Genomic DNA, 17,943 nt, shown 5'->3' on the forward strand with positions numbered 1-17,943 from the left:
CCTGTGTCCGCCCTCTTTTCGCGCCTCGGTTTCGAAACCTTCGTGGCCGTGCGCTACCTCGTGGCCAAGCGCCAGCAGACGTTCATCTCGGTCATCTCGGTGGTGTCCGTGGCAGGGGTCGCCCTGGGCGTCGCTGCCCTCATCGTGGTGCTTGGGGTGATGAACGGCTTTGGCACCAACCTGCGGCAGAAGATCCTCGGGCTCAACGCCCACATGCTCGTGCTCTCCGCCGACGGTCTCGTGGAAGACTACCAGCCGTTGGTCCACAAGGCGACGCACGTGCCCGGCGTGGTAGGGGCAACGCCCTTTCTCTACGCCGAGGCCATGATTTCCAGCCCCACCGGCGGCGTCAAAGGCGTGGTGGTCCGTGGCATCGACCCCGCCACCGCGGGCACGGTGCTCTCCGTGGAGCGGGACATGATGACCGGCAGCCTTGCCGGTCTCTCCCAGCGCACCCCGCACCCGGGCATCGTCCTCGGCAAGGAACTGGCCGCCCGGCTCGGCGTCGGCCTCGGCAGTACGGTGCAGGTGCTCGCGCCCAGCGGCAAGCGCTCCGTGGCGGGGTTCACCCCCAAGATCGTCTCCTTCACCGTGGCCGGGATCTTCGCCTCAGGCCTTTACGAGTACGACTCCTCCCTGGTGTTCGTGGCCATCCCACAAGCCCAGGCCCTCCTGGGGCTGGAGAGCGACGCCGTCACCGGGCTCGAACTCAAGGTGGCGGACATCAACAGCGTGGAGGGCCTTGCCCCCCATGTGGCGCAATCCCTGGGCGGCGCACCATTGTACGTCCGCCATTGGATCGAAATGAATCAGAGCCTTTTTGCCGCCCTGAAGCTGGAAAAGACGGCCATGGCGGTGATCCTCGTCATGATCGTGCTCGTCGGCTCCTTTTCCATCGTCACCACCTTGGTGATGATGGTCATGGAAAAGACCAAGGACATCGCCGTGCTCATGGCCATGGGCGCTACCCGAACGCAGATTCGCCGCATCTTCGTCATCCAAGGGCTCATCATCGGCTGCATCGGCACGACCCTGGGCTTTGCCCTGGGCCTTGGCGTATGCGGCCTGCTGTCCCGGTACCAGTTCATCAAGCTCCCTGCCGACGTCTACTACCTCGATCATCTCCCGGTGGAGCTCCAGGCCCTGGATCTCACCGCCATTGGGGTGTGCGCCATGCTGCTCTGCTTTCTGGCCACGCTGCACCCCTCGCGACAGGCCGCCCGCCTCAATCCCACGGAGGCCTTGCGCCATGAGTGAGCCGCTCATCCGCCTTGCGCACGTCACCAAGAGCTTTGTTCAGGGCGAGGAGACCATCACCGTGCTGCGGGAGGTCTGCCTGGACATCGAAAAAGGAGCGTCCGTGGCCATCGTGGGGGCATCGGGCTCCGGCAAGAGCACGCTGCTGCACCTCATCGCCGGGCTCGACACGCCCTCAAGTGGACGGATCCTTTTCCAAGGCCGCGACATCAGCAAACTCAACGAAATGGAGCGCGCCCGCATGCGCGGGGCGTGCATGGGTTTTGTGTTTCAATTCCATCACCTGCTTCCGGAGTTCACAACGCTCGAAAATGTGGCTATGCCCGCCCTCATTGCGGGGACTTCCGCGGCCCAGGCCATGGCCCGGGCCAGGGAGTGTCTGGAGGACGTGGGCCTTGGCCACCGCCTCCACCACCGGGTGACCACCCTCTCCGGTGGAGAACGCCAGCGGGCGGCCATTGCCCGCGCCTTGTTGCAGCGGCCGCAGATCCTGCTGGCCGACGAGCCCACCGGCAATCTGGACGCCCGCACCGGGGAAAGCATCCACGAGTTGATGCTCCGTCTCAACGCCCAACACGGGATGACCCTCATCGTGGTCACCCACAACGCCCAACTCGCCGCCAGCATGCGCACACGGTGGGAGTTGCGAGCTGGAGAACTCTATGCCGCGTAATCTGGTCGTTCTTGTGCTCTGGTGTATCTTGGGATTGACCGCGCACGCCTTTGCCGCAGACTCCATCATGGTCCTGCCTTTTGCCGTGCATGGCGACGCAAATCTCGCTTCTCTGGAAGAAGACATCCCCCGCCTCTTGGCCGACCGCTTCAAAGCCCAAGGGCTGAGCGTCGTCTCCCAGGACCAGGTGGACACGCTCCTCGCCCGCCATGAGATCCAATTCCTCGATCTGGGTGTAGTTGCCGAACTCGCCCGCCGGGCCGGTGCCAAATATGCGGTCTACGGGGCATTCTCTCAGGTCGGCGACGCCATCAGCCTTGATGCCCGAGTGGTGGATGCCACCGGTGCCAAGCCGCCGCGGCCGGTCTTTGCCTCCAAGACCGGGGGGGTCATCCAGCTCCTGCCGGCGGTGGAAGACCTGGCCCGCGCCATCATGGACGGACTTTCGGGGGCAGGCCGCATTACCGGCATCGAAGTGCGGGGCACCGTGGCCTTGGACAAGGACGTGATCCTGCTGCGGCTCAAGACGCAAAAAGGCGATCCCTTCGATCCCAAGGCCCTGGGCCAGGAAGTCAAGCGCCTCTATGAATTGGGATATTTTGACGATGTGCGCATCGATGCCGAAGACGACGGCGAGGGCAAGCGCCTCGTGGTCACCGTGCAAGAAAAGCCCATCGTTCAAGCCATCGACGTGGAAGGGGCCGAAGAAATCGATGCCGACGACGTCCTGGCCGCCATGAGCACCAAGACCGGGTCTGTGGCCAACCTCAAGGTCTTGGCCGAAGACATGAACAAGATCCGCGAACTCTATCGGAAAAAAGGCTACTACACCGCCACCGTGGACTACCGCATCCAGACCACGGACTCCCATCGGGCGCGGCTCACGATTGCCGTGCACGAAGGCAAGAAACTCTACGTGGAAAAAATCGTCATCCAGGGCGCCAAGCAGCTTTCCGCCTCGGAGATCAAAGACCAATTGGCCCTTTCCGAGAGGGGCATCTTCTCCTGGATCACCGGCAGCGGCGTCCTGCGCGAAGAGATGCTCGACCGGGACGCCGCGGCCATCGAGGCGTACTATGCCAACCGCGGATTCCTCAACGCCCGGGCAGGCCAGCCCAAGGTGGAGTTCACCGACGACGGCATCGTCGTCACCTACCAGATCGAGGAGGGCGACCGCTACCGGGTGGATCGCGTTGTCTTCAACGGCGATATCCTCACCAATGCCACGGATCTCGCCCAGATCACCAAACTCGACGACATGGCCAAGGGCAAAGAGTTCCTCGATCGCTCCGTCATTCGCAGCGATCTCAACGCCCTTTCCGACCACTACTCCACCTTCGGCTATGCCTTTGCCGAAGCGGACGTCGACCTCCAACGCAACGAGGAAACCAAGACCGTGGCCGTGACCTACGTGCTGCGCAAAGGGCCCAAGATGTCCATCGGCCGGGTCATCATCCAGGGCAACACCCGCACCCGCGACAACGTCATCCGCCGCGAGATGCGGCTTGCCGACGGCGATCTCTTCAACGGGGCCCTGCTGCGGCGCTCCAATGCGCGGCTGACCAAGCTCGATTTCTTCGAGACCGTGGAAATCATCCCCGAACCCACGGCCCGCCCGGACACCTTGGATCTGCGCGTGAAAGTCAAAGAAAAATCCACCGGCGTGCTCGCAGCTGGTGCAGGCTATTCCACCTATTCCAAGATCTTCTTCTCCGGCCAAATCCTGGAACGCAACCTCTTTGGCATGGGGTACCAGTTGGGCTTCAAGGGGACCATCAGCTCCAAGAGCGCGGACTACACCGCTACCTTCTGGAACCCGCATTACCAAGATACGGATTTGGGTGTCGGCCTTTCGCTCTATAACACCATGGACGAATACACGGATTATGACCGCCAAAGCATGGGTGGCAGACTACTCTTCGGCTATCCTTTGGGCGAATACACCCAGCTTTCCTGGAACTACCGTCTGGAGCGCTACACCATTGAAGACGTGGACGACGACGCCGACCAGGAGATCAAAGACATTGAAGGCCAAAACTGGGCCAGCGCCCTCTATGCCCGCATCACCCGCGACACCACCGACCGCCGCATCAACCCGTCCAAGGGAAGCGTCAACACCCTTTCCGTGGAATACTCCGGCGGCATCCTGGGGGGCGACGACAACTTCGTCAAATACATCGCGGACACCAATTGGTACTTCCCGCTCTTTTGGAGCACCGTGTTCCATGCCCATGCCCAAGGAGGGATTCTCCATGAGAACACCTCGGACGACGTGCCGCATTTCGAGCGGTTTTTCTTGGGGGGCATGAACTCCGTGCGCGGGTATGAAACCCGCACCATCTCCCCCCGATACACGAGCATCGACGCCCAAGGCGGCTATAAAGAAGGTTCGGAAAAAGGCGGCTACAAAAGCTTTTTCACCAACCTCGAATACCTTTTCCCCATCCACAAGGAGATGGGGATCATGGGTGTCGTGTTCTTCGACGCCGGTCAGGTGTGGGACAAAGACGAGTCCCTGGACTTCGACCTTTACAAAAGCGTCGGGGCTGGCATCCGTTGGTACTCCCCCTTGGGGCCGCTGCGCCTGGAGTACGGCTATCCCTTGGATGAGATCGAAGGGGAAAAGCGTAAAGGCCGCTTTGAATTCGCCGTGGGCCAATTTTTCTAAGCAACATCACCAACTTTGAAGGAGTATCCTATGTACCGCATTCTTATCATGATGATAGCCCTTTGCCTCGTCGCATCTTGTGCTCTTGCGGAAGGAAAAATCGGCTTTGTGAATGTTCCTGCGGTCATTGCCAAATGCGAAGCCGGCAAACGCGCCATGAATGAGCTCAAAGGCAAGTTCCAGGGCATGAAAGAGAAATTGGACGCCAAGAAAAAAGAATTGGATACCATGAAAGAAGAGTTGCAAAAGCAGGCCATGATGCTCAGCCAAGAGGCCAAACTGGACAAAGAGACCCAATTCAAACGAAAAGTACGCGATTTCCAAGACATGGGACAAGGCTACCAAGCCCAGCTCCAGCAGGAAGAGCAGAAACTCTCCAAACCTATCCTGGAAAAGCTGGTGCAAGTCATCCAGGACTACGGCAAACGCAACGGCTACACCGCCATCCTGGATAAGCAGGGAAGCGGGGTGACCTACGTGGCCCCGGAGGCTGACCTCACGGAAACCATCATTGCGGAAATGAACAAGGCCATGCCGTAAGCGTGGGGACGACCATGCGACTCTCCCAAATCGCCCAAGCCCTGGGCCGTGAATTCGTCGGCGACGACAAGGAGATCTCTTCCGTAGCCACCCTGGCTGAGGCCGGGCCCGAGGATCTCTCCTTTCTCGCCAACCCCAAATACGCCGCGCAGTTGGCCACGACCCGCGCCGGGGCGGTAGTGGCCCGGCCGGAAATGGTGACCCAAGGGCGCTCTTTCGTGATCAGCCCTGAACCTTATCTCGACTTCGCCCGGGCCGTGAACTTCTTTGCCCGGCCTCAGGGGTGGGCAAGCGGCGTCAGCCCCTTGGCGCAGGTGGATCCCACGGCCCAGGTGGACCCGTCAGCGACCCTCTACCCCTTTGTGGTGGTGGGCCCACGCTCGGTCATCGGGCCGCGCAGCGTCCTCTTTCCTGGGGTGTACGTGGGGGAGGACTGCCAGGTGGGTGCCGACTGCCGCCTCGCCCCACACGTGAGCCTCATGGCCGGGACGGTGCTGGGAGACCGAGTCATCATCCACGCCGGGGCGGTGCTCGGCAGTGACGGCTTCGGCTTTGCCCCCTCGGCTGCGGGTGTGGTCAAGTTCCCGCAGATCGGCCGCGTGGTGGTGGAGGATGATGTGGAGATCGGCGCCAACACCACCATCGACCGCGCTGCCCTGGGCGAGACCCGCATCGGTGCGGGCACCAAGATCGATAATTTGGTGCAGCTCGGCCATAACGTCCAGGTGGGCAAGCAGTGCATGCTGGTGGCGCAGGTGGGCATCGCCGGCTCCACCACCTTGGGCAATGGTGTCGTCTTGGCCGGCCAAGTGGGCGTGGCCGGACACATCCACCTCGGCGACGGCTGCCGCATCGGCGCCAAGTCGGGAGTGGGACAAGACGTGCCCCCAGGTACCGACATGAGCGGCATCCCTGCCATGCCCCATGCCACGTTTCTGCGCGTCTCCCAAATTACGCCCAAACTTCCACAGTGGCGGCGTCGGCTCTCCCGCCTGGAAAAGGAAGTGGAAGCCCTGCGCCAAGCCCTCGACGTTCACGCCTCACCACAGGATCCCACATGAAGACCAAACCCGATCACGGCGAAATCGTCAGCCGCCATATCCTGGATCTCCTCCCGCACCGCTATCCGTTTCTTTTGGTCGACCGGGTGCTGGACATGGAGCCCATGGTGCGCATCCACGCCATCAAGAGTGTGTCCATCAACGAGCCTTTTTTCCAGGGCCATTTCCCCGCCTATCCAGTCATGCCGGGGGTGCTCATCCTCGAGGCCATGGCGCAAGCCGGCGGCATCTTGGTCATCAAGAGCCTGCCTGCGGAAGACACCTCGAACAAACTCTTCCTCTTCAGCGGCATGGAAAAGGTGCGCTTCCGGCGTCCGGTGTTTCCCGGCGATCAGCTCCACCTGCATGTGCGCTACATCAAGCACAAATTAGGGCTCTGGAAATTCGAGGCCGAGGCCCATGTGGACGAGCGGGTCGTGGCCGAGGCCATCCTCACCGCAACCATTGCTCCCCGAGAAGACGACTAGAAGGACAGCGCATGCCCGTTTCCATCCACCCCACTGCCATCGTGCACCCAAGCGCCGCTTTGGGCGAAAACGTCACCATCGGGCCCTATGCCATCATCGAAGAGCATGTTGCCATCGGCGATGGCTGCATCATCGATGCCGCGGCCCAAATCAAACGCTTCACCACCATGGGCGCCAACAACCATGTGCACTCCATGGCCTGCGTGGGCGGGGAGCCTCAAGACCTCAAGTTTCACGGAGAAGAGAGCCATCTCCTCATCGGCGACAACAACCGCATCCGCGAGTTCTCCACCATCCACCGCGGCACCGAAGGCGGCGGCGGGGTGACGCGCATCGGCTCCGGCAACCTCATCATGGCCTATGCCCACATCGCCCATGACTGTCAGGTGGGGGATCACAACGTCTTCTCCAATGCCGCCACCTTGGCCGGCCACGTCATCGTCGGCAACCACGCGGTCATGGGCGGGCTCTCCGCAGCCCATCAATTCGTGCGTATCGGAGACTTTGCCTTTGTGGGCGGCAAGACCGGCGTGGCCCAAGATGTACCGCCCTACATGCTCGCGGTAGGCGAACGGGCGAGCCTGCACGGCATCAACCTCATCGGACTCCGGCGCCATGGGTTCACCGCCGAGGAGATCAGCGGTCTCAAGGCCGCCTACCGCATCCTGTGGCGCTCGCACAAGGAACGTAACGAGGCCCTGCAGCAGGTGGAAACCGAATTCGGGCACATCGCCCCAGTCATGGAACTCCTGCGCTTTGTGCGGGAAAGCACCCGGGGCACCATCACGCCGGAGCGGCTCTAGGACCTCGAGGACCAGCGGATGCCATCGACCCTCGGCCTGGTGGCAGGCGGCAGCCGCTTTCCCCACGCCATTGCCGCCGCGGCCCGCAACCAAGGCTGGCGCGTGGTGGGGGTGGGGTTTGCGCCGGACACCGAAACCGACCTGCCCCAAGCATGCGACGCCTTTGCGTGGCTGCGTCTTGGACAGCTCGGCGCACTGATCGACTTTTTCCGCAAGCAGCGCGTCAGCCACATCGTCTTTGCCGGCCCCATCCATAAACCGCGCGCCCTCTCCCTGGTCCCGGATTTTCGCGCCGCCCGGCTCCTGCTTTCGCTGCGCAGCCGCGGCGACGATGCCATCCTGCGGGCCGTGCGCCGAACCCTGGAGGCCGAAGGCTGGCAGGTGGTGGGGGCGGATACCTTCCTGCCTCACCTCATCACGCCCCAAGGGGTGCTCACCCGCACCCAGCCCACAGAGCAGCAATGGACGGACATCGCCCTCGGCTGGGAAATCGCCGGGGCCGTGGGCAAATGGGACGTGGGCCAATGCGTCATCGTCCGTGACGGCGTGGTCTTGGCGGTGGAAGCCATTGAAGGCACGAACCAGGCCATCGCCCGCGCCGGAAAACTCGGTGGCCCAGGGGCCGTGGTGGTCAAGCGGGCCAAGCCCGGCCAGGACCGGGCCTTGGACCTGCCGGCGGTAGGCCGCGGGACCATTGAGGCCATGGCCATGGTGCAGGCGAGCTGCCTGGCGGTGGAAGCAGGCGGAAGCTTTTTCTTCGATCTGGAAGCGGCCCTGCGTCTGGCCCACGATCACCGGATCACCGTGGTCGGGTATGCGGGCTGCGCTCCTGAAAAAAGCAATCGCACAGGGAATCCCTGTGCGAGAGAGCATCGTGAAGGGATCTGAAACGAAATTCGCCCGCTAGTCGCCGCGCAGGCGCTCTTCTTCTTCCTGACGGCTCTTGCATTCGATGCACAGCGTCGTCACCGGCCGGGCCTTGAGCCGGGCGATGGCGATTTCCTCGCCGCACATCTCGCAAATACCAAACGTCCCATCCTCAATGCGCGACAAGGCTTCGCGGATCTTCTTGACGAGTTTCCGGTCCCGGTCGCGCAGGCGCAGCATGAACGTCCGGTCCGACTCCAGGGACGCCCGGTCCGCAGGATCGGCGTAGTATTCTGTATTTTCCGACATATCCTCAAGAGTTGCCTCGCCTTGCCGCTGGATGTCGTCAAGCATCTCCGTCAAGAGCTGGCGGAAGTACTCCAGGTCTTTTGCTTCCATGGCTGGCCTCCTCACACAGGTAGGTAAGAAAGTGCCACTTAATCACGAAAGCAAAAAAAGTAAAGCCGACAGAAAAGAAAAGCATCCCTGGGTGTTAGATGTTGAGCCCTTGCTCCTTGACTTCACCTCGTCCTTTCCGCAAATCTTTTCCTTCTTGCCACTTTATGCTCTTTGGGAGCCCATCCATGAACGACTACAAATCGACGCTCAATCTTCCCACCACCACCTTCCCCATGAAGGCCAACCTGGTGCACAACGAGCCCAAGATCCTCGCCCGCTGGCAGGAGACCAATGCCTACGCGGCCATGGTCGCGGCCAGCGACGGCCGACCCACCTACGTCCTTCACGACGGCCCGCCCTATGCCAACGGCCACATCCACCTGGGCACGGCCATGAATAAAATCCTCAAGGACATCATCGTCAAACATCGCAACATGAATGGCTTTCAAGCCCAGTACGTCCCCGGCTGGGACTGCCATGGCCTGCCCATCGAACTCAAGGTGGAGCAGGAACTGGGGGCGGAGAAATCCTCCCTGCCGGCCATGGAAATCCGCCGCCGCTGCCGGGCGTACGCGCTCCGCTACCTGGATATCCAGCGAGAGGAATTCCGCCGCCTTGGGGTCTTCGGCCTGTGGGACAAGCCCTACCTCACCATGACCCCGGACTATGAAGCCGCCACTGCCCGTGAGTTGGCCCGCTTCGCCGCCCGCGGCTCCGTGGTCCGCGCCAAAAAGCCCATCTATTGGTGCGGCTCCTGCCAAACCGCCTTGGCCGAGGCGGAGGTGGAGTACGGGGATCACACCTCGCCGTCCATCTACGTCCGCTTTCCGCTGCCGGAATTGGCGCGCCGTATCCCTGCGGCGGCAGGACTTCCGGCCTTTATCGTCATCTGGACCACCACTCCCTGGACCATCCCCGACAACATGGCCGTGGCGGTCCACCCCGAAGCGACCTACGCTGCGGTGCACGCCGGCGACAGCGTCTACATCCTCGCTAAAGATTTACTGGGGGACTGCGCCTCCCGCTTTGGCTGGGAGGACCCGCGCATCCTCGCGGAAATCGACGGCGCGGCCCTGGAAGGCCTCGTCGCCCGCCACCCCTTCTACGACCGGCCCTCGCCCGTCGTGCTTGCCGACTACGTCACCCTGGATACCGGCACCGGCTGCGTGCACACCGCCCCGGGGCACGGCCGCGAGGACTACGAGACCGGCCTACGCTACGGCCTCGACATCCTCTCTCCCTTGGACGACGAAGCGCGCTTTTTGCCCAGCGTCGAGCTCTTTGGAGGCGCCCACGTCTTTGCGGCCAATCCCCAGGTGATCGAAGTGCTGCGGGAGCGCGGCCATCTCCTGGCCGAGGAACGTATCACCCACTCCTATCCCCACTGCTGGCGCTGCAAAAAGCCCGTCATCTTCCGCGCCACCACCCAGTGGTTCATCAGCATGGAACACGCAGACTTGCGCGGCAAGGCCCTGCGGGCCATCGACTCCGCCGTGCGCTGGATCCCTGCCTGGGGCAGGGAGCGCATCCACAACATGATCGCCTCCCGGCCGGATTGGTGTATCTCCCGCCAGCGTCTCTGGGGCGTGCCCATCATCGCCCTTTTGTGTGAGGACTGCGGCGAGGCCTACATGGATCCTCAATGGGCCGCAGACATTGCCGAGCGCTTCGCCCAGCATCCCACCGGCGCGGACCTGTGGTTTGAGACCCCGGTGGAGGAACTGGCGCCCCAAGGACTCACCTGTCCCCATTGCCAGGGCAGTCGTTGGGTCAAAGAAGACGATATCCTCGACGTCTGGTTCGACTCCGGGACCAGCTTCGCTGCGGTGCTCGAAGGCCGGCCCGAATGCGGTTTCCCCGCCGACCTCTATCTGGAAGGCACGGACCAGCACCGCGGCTGGTTCCACTCCTCGCTTCTCGCCAGCATCGGCACCCGCGACACCGCCCCCTACCGGGCCGTGCTCACCCACGGCTTCGTGGTGGACGGCCAAGGGCGTAAGATGTCCAAGTCCATCGGCAATGTGGTGGCGCCGCAAGAGATCATCCAGAAATTCGGCGCCGAGATCCTGCGCCTGTGGGTGGCCTCGGAAAACTACCAGGAAGACATGCGCATCTCCGACGAGATCCTCTCGCGCCTGGTGGACGCCTACCGCAAGATCCGCAATACGTGCCGGTTCATCCTCGGCGTGCTCCATGACTTCGATCCCCAGACCCACACGGTGCCCACCGGCGCCATGGAACCTGTGGACCGCTACGCCCTGCATTTGGCCGGCAAACGCCACGCCGCCATGCAAGCGGCCTACACGGACTTCGAGTTCCACCGCATCTACCACCACTTGCACAACCTGTGCGTCACGGACTTAAGCTCCTTCTACCTCGACATCCTCAAGGACCGTCTCTACGCTGAGGCCAAAGACAGCCCCAAACGCCGCTCGGCCCAAACCGCGCTCTGGTCCATTCTCATGACCATGGTGACGGACATGGCGCCGATTTTAAGCTTCACGGCAGAGGAAGTCCTGCTCCATCTGCCGCAGGCCCAGCGCCCCAATGTGCCCACGATCTTTGCCTTGCGCCAAGATTTCCTCATGGACCCCAAGCTCTCGACCGAGGAGCAGGAGCTCTGGGAGGCCCTCATGACGCTGCGCGCCGGGGTGGCCAAGGCCCTGGAAGCCAAACGCCAAGCCAAGGAGATCGGCCACTCCCTGGAGGCCCGAGTGGAAATCTTCGTCCCTGCCCCGATGGCGGACCAGATGGCGCAGGCCGGTATCAATCTCCAGGAACTGTGCATCGTGAGCCAACTGAGCGTCCACACCTCCCCAGCCCCGAAGGATGCTGTGGTCTGCGAAGACCTCAAGGACGTCTGGATCCAGGTGGCGCCGGCGCACGGGCGCAAATGTGCCCGCTGCTGGATCTTCCACGAAGCGGTCGGGCAGGACGCGGCGTATCCCGATACCTGTCCGCGGTGCGCGGCGGCCCTCCGAGGCATGGCGGCGTGAAGCTCCCGCACCGGTGGTCATGGATCCTCGGGGTTGCCGCGGGCGTGACCCTGCTCGATCAGCTCACCAAGGCGTGGGTCCAGGCATCGATCCCCCTTTGGGGGGTGGGCCCGAGCCTTATCCCCGGCTTTTTCCAGATCGTGCACAGCCAAAACCGGGGCGCGGCCTTTGGATTCCTCAACCGATGGGACGTCTCCTGGCAGCAGCCCCTCTTCGTCCTCATCACGTTGGCCGCGATAGTGTTTTTAGGGGTGCTCGCCCGCAGCAAGGACAACCGTGGCTGGCTCTATCCGCTCGGCCTCGGGGCGATCCTCGGGGGGGCCGTAGGCAACCTCATCGACCGTCTACGCCTGGGAGCGGTGGTGGACTTTCTCGACGTTTACGTGGGCGACTGGCACTGGCCCGCCTTCAATGTGGCCGATAGCGCCATTTGTGTGGGCGTGGGGCTGTTAGTTATCGCCCAATGGCAAGGCCCATGCACCCAGTCCTCTTCCACATAGGCCCGTATACCCTGTACGCCTACGGCGTCTTTCTGGCGGCGGGCTTCCTTGCGGCCGCCGCCTGGGCAGCCCATGAGGCCCGCCTGCGCGGCCTCGACGAGGGCCGCATTGCCCTGCTGCTCTTTGCCGCTGTCTTTGGGGCAACGGTGGGTGGCCGTATGGGCTACGTCCTGCTCCACCCGGCCTATTTTTGGGAAAACCCGCAAGAAATGCTGCTGTTGTGGCGCGGAGGACTCCTCTATGCCACAGGCGCCCTGATGGGCGGAGCGTGCATCCTTGCCGCCATCGGCCCCCGGCATCCAGACCTCTGGCGCTGGCTCGACGCCCTGGCCTCTGCCGCAGCCCTGGGCGAAGCCGTAGGCCGCATCGGCTGCCTCTTTGCCGGTTGCGGCTTCGGGCCGGCGACCACGCTTCCTTGGGGCATCCGTCTGGTGCACCCCGAAGCTGCTGGACCGCTCTTTGTCCCCATGCACCCCACGCCGATTTACTTTTCCCTTCTGGCCATCTGCCTTTTTGCGGTGCTGTGTGCCGGACGCGACCGGCTCTCGCGCCAGCCGGGCACGGCCGCTGCCGTTTTCCTCATAGTCTGGGGCGGTGTTCAGGCAGGGCTTCTTCCCCTTCAGGCAGCGTCGTCTGCGGACACGCTCTATGCCCGCGGATTTGCGGCGCTCTTCTACGCCGCGGCAGGCGTCGGGATCTTCAAAACTCGGAGGCACCATGTGGATCGCGGAAATTCCAGCCGATAAACTCATCTACGCCATTCCCCTGCTCCTTGTCCCCATCCTCCCCAACCTCTGGGCCATCGCCCACATCTACCGCCATGACTTCCCCTCCAGCACGGAAAAAATGGCCTGGCTCGTGGCCCAGATCATCTTGCCGGTACTCGGTGGCATTGGTTATGTGCTCTCGGGACGAAAACGCGCCCGCAAACCCTAACCGAAGGAAAGCACCTATGAACATGCGCCTTTGCTTGTGGCCAGGGCTGCTGCTGCTCGCCACCTCTGCCTGCGTCAGTTCTTCGGATTACTCGCGCCTGCGCTCCGAGCTCTACGCCGAACAGCAAGCACGCCAAAAACTGGAGACACGCGTCCAGCAGATGGAGACCAACGTCGCCCCGGCGCAGGCCAACACTTGGGCAGAGATGGAGTCCCTACGCCGCCAGGTGGCGACCCTGTCCGGCCAGGTGGAATCGTTCCAGCGTCAAGGCAGCATGGCCCCTGGACTTTCTCCGGCGGAGCTCGATGCCCGCATCGCCCAATTGGAAAAGCAGGTGCAAACCCTGGCCAGCCAGATGGGCGTCGAACTCTCGGGGACACGTATCGGTGCGCCAACGTCCTCGGCACCGGTCCCAACCGAATCGACGGAGGCGGCATCCCCCAAACCGCCAGCGATCCCCCCATCGCCCGCGCCAACGGCCCAGCATGCCGCTGAACCTTCGTCCGCCTCGTCAACCGAAGGCCCAGGCTCGGGCCTCTACCAGCAAGGGCTCGACGCCTTCTACGCTCGGGATTATGCCAAGGCCCAGCAGCTCTGGGCGAATTTCGTCCAAACCAACCCCAAAGATCCCCTCGTCCCCAATGCCCTCTTCTGGCAGGGGGAAAGTTACTTCCAAATGGGCGAATTCGCCAAAGCCGTCCTCGCCTATCAGGAAGTCATTGAAAAATATCCCAACTCCACCAAAGTGCGCTCTGCCATGCTCAAGCAGGGAATGGCTTTCCTCAAGCTCAAAAAGGATCAAGCCGGTAAGCTCGTGCTCCAGGAGCTTATCAAGAAACATCCCAACACCCCGGAAGCCAAGCGCGCCCAAGACATCCTCGCCGGAAAATAGAGGTGCATCATGACCACCCACGAAGTCAGCCGCATCGTCAGCCTCCGTTTCCCTCCAGAGACCTCAGGCCGGCCCATGATGTACCATCTGGCCAAACGCTTCGATCTCACCTTCAATATCCTCCAGGCGTCCATCAACCCACGCCAGGAAGGGCACATGATCCTCGAGCTCTCGGGGACGCGGGAAAACTATGCGCAAGGCATTTCCTATCTCCAAGAGCACGGGATTCGGATAACGCCGGTGGCCAACCAGATCACCCGGGACGAGGAGGTCTGTATGCACTGCGGCATGTGTACCGCCATGTGCCCATCCAAGGCCCTCCACCTCGACCTGGAGACCCGCCGCGTGGAGTTCGACCGCGACAAATGCACCGCATGCAACCAATGCGTTTTGGTGTGCCCGGTGCACGCCATGCAAGTCCACATCGATCCCGATGATCTGGTGACCCCATGAGCCATCCCCACCGTACCTACGCCCGCATTGAGACCGCTCGCAAAGGACACGCGCGCATCCTGCCGCCTGGCCAGACCAAGCCGCTCTTTTCCGGATGCGCCGCCTGTGCGGTTGGACTGCCCGCGCGCCTCGATCCTGGTCTGCCCGAGGCCATCGGCCAGACCCTGCGGGCCATGGACGAAAAACTCACCGCCATCCTCAATCTGCTCAACGAGCGCTCGCTGGCGGAGGATTTTCCCATCCCCGTGCTCGTGCACGACATCAGCGGCGCGGGGCTCCGCATGAGCTCGCCCCACCCCTTTGCCGTGGGCATGCGCGTCGAGGTGGTCGTGGTCCTGAACGCCTTCCCCTTGCAGCTCGCCGGGACCCTCGGCACCATCGTCCGCCACGACCAGGTGGAAGAGACCACCCTGTGGGCGGTGGAATTCACGGACATCCGCGAATCCGAGCGGGAAAAGATCATCCAGTTCGTCTTTCAAGAGCAGCGCCAGAGCTTGCGCGCCCAACGCCAGACAACCTCGGAGGGAGCATGAGCACATCCATTGCCGATTCCATCGTCGAGCGCATCGCCACTCGGGCGGAAGAAACCATCCGCAACGTCATCGCCCAGACCTTGAGCGAGGAGATCCACCGTGCGCTCACCAAGGCGCTCACGGAAAGCGAATTTTACAAAACCATTACTCAAGATCTCCATTCCGGGTTGGGATCCATTTACAAAGAAATTCATGCAGCGACATCTGTAAAGAAAATCAACGGAGAAAATGCCCAAAGCATCTTCTCCGAGACATCCCAGCAACTCGATGCCATTGTGGACACCACGGAAAAGGCCACCGAACAAATCATGGGCATCGTGGAAAAACACATGGATGCCATTGCCGGCATTCGAGAAAAGGCGGCATCTCTTCAAGATGCTGAAGAAATTCAATCCTATCTCCAAGGTCTCGATGCCGATCTCATGGAGATCATGACCGCACTGAGCTTTCAAGACCTCACCGGTCAGCGCATCAAACGCATTGTCCATGCCCTGGATGAGGTGCAGCGTATCGTCTTTGACCTGTATGTGGATGCCGGTCTGTCCATGAAGGCCCTGGAGGAAAACCCGGACAAGCCCGTAGAAGAAATCCGGCAGGCCTCCAAAGCCAAGGCATCGGAACTCAAAGGCCCGCAAGCAGGGGCCAACCAGAGCGCCGTGGACGACCTCCTGGCCCAACTCGGGCTCTAAGGACGAGGACCGCGAGAACGTTTCCGCATTCCCCGTTGTGCAGCACGGTAAGGATACCTATGGCCGAATTTGCCGATATCTCGCTCTTTCACCTCTCCCGCACCCTGAGCATGCTCGATCAGCTCGCGGACGAGCAACCGGACACCTACGAAGACTTCGTGCGGGAGATAGCGGCAGACTGCACCCTGGTGCGGGACCTGCTGCTCGCCATTGGTGAGCTCTCCGACAACGGCGCAGACACGAAGACCCTTGCCCAAGCAGACCATTCCTTGCGCCAGATGCTCGCCCTGTGGGTGCTCCTCCAGGACATCACCATTCCTCTGGCCCATTTTACCGCCTACACCGACGAGTCGTAATCTTCGGGATCGCTTTGGGATTTTGCCTGCCCTGCGCCCCCGGACTCCTGCGTCTTTCGCGCGCGGGGGTGGCAGCGGTCATAGACCTGCAGGGCGTGGCCCAGCTCCACGTGGGTATAGCGCTGGGTGGTGCTGATGCGGGCGTGCCCCAAGAGTTCTTGCACCCCGCGCACATCCGCGCCCGAAGCCAACAGATGCGTGGCGAAGGCGTGACGTAGAGTGTGCGGGCTGACGGGTTTCAGAACGCCAGCGCGCTGTGCGGCGGCACGCACAATGCGGTAGGCCTGGGCGCGGGTGAGTGGTGTGCCGTCTTCGTGGACGAACACCGGTCCCCGGCGCCGCCCGGCCAAAAGGGCAGCAAGCCGGCGACGGGAGGCATCCGATAAGGGCACCAAGCGTTCTTTGCCGCCCTTGCCAGTCACCCGCACCATGCCCTGGGCCAGATCCACCTGTGGGGCCTCAAGACCCACTGCCTCGCTGACCCGCAGTCCGGAGCCGTACAAGAGCTCCAGGAGCGCCGCGTCCCGCAGCGCCTGCGGGGAGGCGTCCGATGCGACGGCATCCAGGATGGCGATGGTCTCATCCACATTGAGGGCGCGGGGCCGACGGCGGGGTTGCTTGGGGTTGCGGATCCCCCGGGCAGGGTCCTGCAGCACAATTCCATGCCGCAACCAGAAGCGAAACAGCGCACGCAGGGCGGAAAGCCGTCGGGCCACGGTGGTCTTGGCGAGTTTGCGGCGGTGCAGATCCGCCACGTACGCGAGCACCTGCTCTCGGGTCAGCGTGTGCGGCTGAGCCAGCGAACCTCCCCGGTGGCGCAGGAAGCCTTCGAAATCCTCAAGATCCGTGGCATACGCATCCAGGGTCGCCTGCCGCAGCCCCCGCGCGGCGAGATATTGGAAAAAGCGCAGCACCGGCTCAGGCGCGCTGGTCCAGGACATAGCTGCTCTTGGGATCTTTCTTGGCCATTTTTTTGAGCTCCATGGCCCTTGCCGATGCCTCGCCAAAGTGCTTGAGGCGCCCGGCGCGGTTGAAGACCACGGCAATGCTCACGGCCATGATGGGAAACTCCTGCGGCCGTCCCTGACGGTCTACCGACAGGATGGCGCCCCGTTCCCGGTCGTCGGGATCATAGAACGACGGCACGATGGCGTCGAAATGGGCGATGATCCGCTGGCACACCCCTTCCACCTCGGCCTCGGGCACGATGAAGACGAAGTCGTCTCCCCCCACATGCCCCACAAAATGCGGGCCCTGCACCAACCCACGCACCGAATTCACCAACACCCGGGCGGTCATAAGCAGGACTTCATCGCCCCGGGCAAAGCCATACTTGTCGTTGAATGCCTTGAAATAATCGAGATCCACATACGCCAGGGCGAAGTCTTCCCGGCGGTCGATAAGGTCCTGAATGCGGTGGATGATGGAGGTATTGCCCGGCAGCTTGGTCAGGGGATTGGCGTCCAATGCCCGGGCTGCCCGGCCATGGGCAAGGAGGAGCCGGGCGCGGGCCTCCTCCACCCCGAGGGGCTGCACGAGAAAATCGTCCGCCTCCAGGGCCGCAATATCCAGCCCGGCGAGGCTCTCGGCGCCGCCAAAAATCACTACCACCGGGATCTGCCTGTAGACATTCTCGTTTTTGACAAGCTGCACCAGCTCCAGCCCGGACATGTCCGGCAAGCGCTCATCCACGAGCACCAAATCCGGCGGCGCGGTCAAAAGCTCCTCCAGGGCATCGCGGCCGCGTGCGAACACCGTCCAGCGCACCATCTCCTCCGGCCACACGCTCAGGACGAGCTGCACCAAGCCTGGCTGTGCGCTCAAAAGAAAAAAGTGCCGTGGCCGTGTCATGG

The 17,943-nt window shown here is 62.5% G+C and carries 20 protein-coding genes; 17 read left to right on the forward strand and 3 right to left on the reverse strand.

Annotated elements, in window-relative coordinates; translation table 11 throughout:
* Window positions 1-3 precede the first annotated feature (3 nt).
* The 8 genes from QMF81_RS09150 to lpxI are packed head-to-tail and all read left to right on the forward strand — an operon-like array spanning window position 4 to window position 8,357.
* Entirely contained in the window at window positions 4-1,257 is a 1,254-nt protein-coding gene (locus QMF81_RS09150; RefSeq protein ID WP_281750501.1) for a lipoprotein-releasing ABC transporter permease subunit, read from the forward strand.
* Complete coding sequence (locus QMF81_RS09155; protein WP_281750502.1) at window positions 1,250-1,930, forward strand: ABC transporter ATP-binding protein; 681 nt, start codon at window positions 1,250-1,252, stop codon at window positions 1,928-1,930. The genes QMF81_RS09150 and QMF81_RS09155 overlap by 8 nt, the downstream gene beginning before the upstream one ends.
* Window positions 1,920-4,598 (forward strand): outer membrane protein assembly factor BamA, encoded by a 2,679-nt coding sequence (gene bamA, locus QMF81_RS09160; protein ID WP_281750503.1) that lies wholly within the window; start codon window positions 1,920-1,922, stop codon window positions 4,596-4,598. Before QMF81_RS09155 ends, bamA begins: the two co-directional genes overlap by 11 nt.
* Window positions 4,599-4,628: 30 nt before the next feature.
* Window positions 4,629-5,138, forward strand: coding sequence for an OmpH family outer membrane protein (locus tag QMF81_RS09165; protein WP_281750504.1), 510 nt, complete (start codon window positions 4,629-4,631; stop codon window positions 5,136-5,138).
* Between the two features lie 14 nt (window positions 5,139-5,152).
* Window positions 5,153-6,199, forward strand: coding sequence for a UDP-3-O-(3-hydroxymyristoyl)glucosamine N-acyltransferase (gene lpxD, locus QMF81_RS09170; protein WP_281750505.1), 1,047 nt, complete (start codon window positions 5,153-5,155; stop codon window positions 6,197-6,199).
* Window positions 6,196-6,666, forward strand: a complete 471-nt coding sequence (gene fabZ, locus QMF81_RS09175; protein WP_281750506.1) for a 3-hydroxyacyl-ACP dehydratase FabZ — start codon at window positions 6,196-6,198, stop codon at window positions 6,664-6,666. The genes lpxD and fabZ overlap by 4 nt, the downstream gene beginning before the upstream one ends.
* An 11-nt stretch (window positions 6,667-6,677) precedes the next feature.
* Entirely contained in the window at window positions 6,678-7,469 is a 792-nt protein-coding gene (lpxA, locus tag QMF81_RS09180) for an acyl-ACP--UDP-N-acetylglucosamine O-acyltransferase (RefSeq protein WP_281750507.1), read from the forward strand.
* An 18-nt stretch (window positions 7,470-7,487) separates the two neighbouring features.
* The gene (lpxI, locus tag QMF81_RS09185; protein ID WP_281750508.1) at window positions 7,488-8,357 is read left to right on the forward strand and encodes a UDP-2,3-diacylglucosamine diphosphatase LpxI; all 870 of its coding nucleotides are present in this window, start codon (window positions 7,488-7,490) and stop codon (window positions 8,355-8,357) included.
* A gap of 15 nt (window positions 8,358-8,372) precedes the next feature.
* Here lpxI and dksA read toward each other — a convergent pair whose 3' ends face one another.
* Window positions 8,373-8,735 (reverse strand): RNA polymerase-binding protein DksA, encoded by a 363-nt coding sequence (gene dksA, locus QMF81_RS09190; protein WP_281750509.1) that lies wholly within the window; start codon window positions 8,733-8,735, stop codon window positions 8,373-8,375.
* 185 nt (window positions 8,736-8,920) lie between these two features.
* Here dksA and ileS point away from each other — a divergent pair, with 185 nt between their 5' ends.
* Genes ileS through QMF81_RS09235 form a run of 9 tightly spaced genes read left to right on the forward strand, consistent with a single transcriptional unit; the run spans window position 8,921 to window position 16,090 of the window.
* Window positions 8,921-11,731, forward strand: a complete 2,811-nt coding sequence (ileS, locus tag QMF81_RS09195) for an isoleucine--tRNA ligase (protein WP_281750510.1) — start codon at window positions 8,921-8,923, stop codon at window positions 11,729-11,731.
* Window positions 11,728-12,231, forward strand: a complete 504-nt coding sequence (gene lspA, locus QMF81_RS09200; protein ID WP_281750511.1) for a signal peptidase II — start codon at window positions 11,728-11,730, stop codon at window positions 12,229-12,231. The genes ileS and lspA overlap by 4 nt, the downstream gene beginning before the upstream one ends.
* Window positions 12,207-12,977: a prolipoprotein diacylglyceryl transferase family protein gene (locus QMF81_RS09205; RefSeq protein ID WP_281750512.1), complete on the forward strand. Its 771-nt coding sequence runs from the start codon at window positions 12,207-12,209 to the stop codon at window positions 12,975-12,977. Before lspA ends, QMF81_RS09205 begins: the two co-directional genes overlap by 25 nt.
* Window positions 12,949-13,167 carry a PLD nuclease N-terminal domain-containing protein gene (locus QMF81_RS09210; RefSeq protein WP_281750513.1) on the forward strand — a complete coding sequence of 73 codons (219 nt, stop codon included), beginning with the start codon at window positions 12,949-12,951 and terminating at the stop codon, window positions 13,165-13,167. The genes QMF81_RS09205 and QMF81_RS09210 overlap by 29 nt, the downstream gene beginning before the upstream one ends.
* A gap of 16 nt (window positions 13,168-13,183) precedes the next feature.
* On the forward strand, window positions 13,184-14,059 hold the full coding sequence (gene ybgF / locus QMF81_RS09215) for a tol-pal system protein YbgF (protein WP_281750514.1): 876 nt from the start codon (window positions 13,184-13,186) through the stop codon (window positions 14,057-14,059).
* Window positions 14,060-14,068: 9 nt separating this feature from the next.
* The gene (locus tag QMF81_RS09220) at window positions 14,069-14,512 is read left to right on the forward strand and encodes an NIL domain-containing protein (protein ID WP_281750515.1); all 444 of its coding nucleotides are present in this window, start codon (window positions 14,069-14,071) and stop codon (window positions 14,510-14,512) included.
* The gene (locus tag QMF81_RS09225; RefSeq protein ID WP_281750516.1) at window positions 14,509-15,045 is read left to right on the forward strand and encodes a PilZ domain-containing protein; all 537 of its coding nucleotides are present in this window, start codon (window positions 14,509-14,511) and stop codon (window positions 15,043-15,045) included. Before QMF81_RS09220 ends, QMF81_RS09225 begins: the two co-directional genes overlap by 4 nt.
* Window positions 15,042-15,734 (forward strand): protein phosphatase CheZ, encoded by a 693-nt coding sequence (locus QMF81_RS09230; protein ID WP_281750517.1) that lies wholly within the window; start codon window positions 15,042-15,044, stop codon window positions 15,732-15,734. The genes QMF81_RS09225 and QMF81_RS09230 overlap by 4 nt, the downstream gene beginning before the upstream one ends.
* Window positions 15,735-15,793: 59 nt before the next feature.
* On the forward strand, window positions 15,794-16,090 hold the full coding sequence (locus tag QMF81_RS09235; protein ID WP_281750518.1) for a hypothetical protein: 297 nt from the start codon (window positions 15,794-15,796) through the stop codon (window positions 16,088-16,090).
* Here the strand turns inward: QMF81_RS09235 and QMF81_RS09240 are convergent.
* Window positions 16,072-17,031, reverse strand: coding sequence for a tyrosine recombinase (locus QMF81_RS09240; RefSeq protein WP_281750519.1), 960 nt, complete (start codon window positions 17,029-17,031; stop codon window positions 16,072-16,074). The two genes, QMF81_RS09235 and QMF81_RS09240, sit on opposite strands and share 19 nt — an antisense overlap.
* Window positions 17,009-17,941: a GGDEF domain-containing response regulator gene (locus QMF81_RS09245; RefSeq protein ID WP_281750520.1), complete on the reverse strand. Its 933-nt coding sequence runs from the start codon at window positions 17,939-17,941 to the stop codon at window positions 17,009-17,011. Before QMF81_RS09245 ends, QMF81_RS09240 begins: the two co-directional genes overlap by 23 nt.
* Window positions 17,942-17,943 lie beyond the last annotated feature (2 nt).

Source organism: Thermodesulfomicrobium sp. WS, assembly GCF_027925145.1.
Classification (GTDB): domain Bacteria; phylum Desulfobacterota; class Desulfovibrionia; order Desulfovibrionales; family Desulfomicrobiaceae; genus Thermodesulfomicrobium.

Coding starts and splice junctions, on each gene's coding strand:
- QMF81_RS09155 (WP_281750502.1), top strand. CDS start 1,250: ATGAGTGAGCCGCTCATCCGCCTTGCGCACGTCACCAAGAGCTTTGTT.
- bamA (WP_281750503.1), top strand. CDS start 1,920: ATGCCGCGTAATCTGGTCGTTCTTGTGCTCTGGTGTATCTTGGGATTG.
- QMF81_RS09165 (WP_281750504.1), top strand. CDS start 4,629: ATGTACCGCATTCTTATCATGATGATAGCCCTTTGCCTCGTCGCATCT.
- lpxD (WP_281750505.1), top strand. CDS start 5,153: ATGCGACTCTCCCAAATCGCCCAAGCCCTGGGCCGTGAATTCGTCGGC.
- fabZ (WP_281750506.1), top strand. CDS start 6,196: ATGAAGACCAAACCCGATCACGGCGAAATCGTCAGCCGCCATATCCTG.
- lpxA (WP_281750507.1), top strand. CDS start 6,678: ATGCCCGTTTCCATCCACCCCACTGCCATCGTGCACCCAAGCGCCGCT.
- lpxI (WP_281750508.1), top strand. CDS start 7,488: ATGCCATCGACCCTCGGCCTGGTGGCAGGCGGCAGCCGCTTTCCCCAC.
- dksA (WP_281750509.1), bottom strand. CDS start 8,735: ATGGAAGCAAAAGACCTGGAGTACTTCCGCCAGCTCTTGACGGAGATG.
- ileS (WP_281750510.1), top strand. CDS start 8,921: ATGAACGACTACAAATCGACGCTCAATCTTCCCACCACCACCTTCCCC.
- QMF81_RS09205 (WP_281750512.1), top strand. CDS start 12,207: ATGCACCCAGTCCTCTTCCACATAGGCCCGTATACCCTGTACGCCTAC.
- QMF81_RS09210 (WP_281750513.1), top strand. CDS start 12,949: ATGTGGATCGCGGAAATTCCAGCCGATAAACTCATCTACGCCATTCCC.
- ybgF (WP_281750514.1), top strand. CDS start 13,184: ATGAACATGCGCCTTTGCTTGTGGCCAGGGCTGCTGCTGCTCGCCACC.
- QMF81_RS09220 (WP_281750515.1), top strand. CDS start 14,069: ATGACCACCCACGAAGTCAGCCGCATCGTCAGCCTCCGTTTCCCTCCA.
- QMF81_RS09225 (WP_281750516.1), top strand. CDS start 14,509: ATGAGCCATCCCCACCGTACCTACGCCCGCATTGAGACCGCTCGCAAA.
- QMF81_RS09230 (WP_281750517.1), top strand. CDS start 15,042: ATGAGCACATCCATTGCCGATTCCATCGTCGAGCGCATCGCCACTCGG.
- QMF81_RS09235 (WP_281750518.1), top strand. CDS start 15,794: ATGGCCGAATTTGCCGATATCTCGCTCTTTCACCTCTCCCGCACCCTG.
- QMF81_RS09240 (WP_281750519.1), bottom strand. CDS start 17,031: ATGTCCTGGACCAGCGCGCCTGAGCCGGTGCTGCGCTTTTTCCAATAT.
- QMF81_RS09245 (WP_281750520.1), bottom strand. CDS start 17,941: ATGACACGGCCACGGCACTTTTTTCTTTTGAGCGCACAGCCAGGCTTG.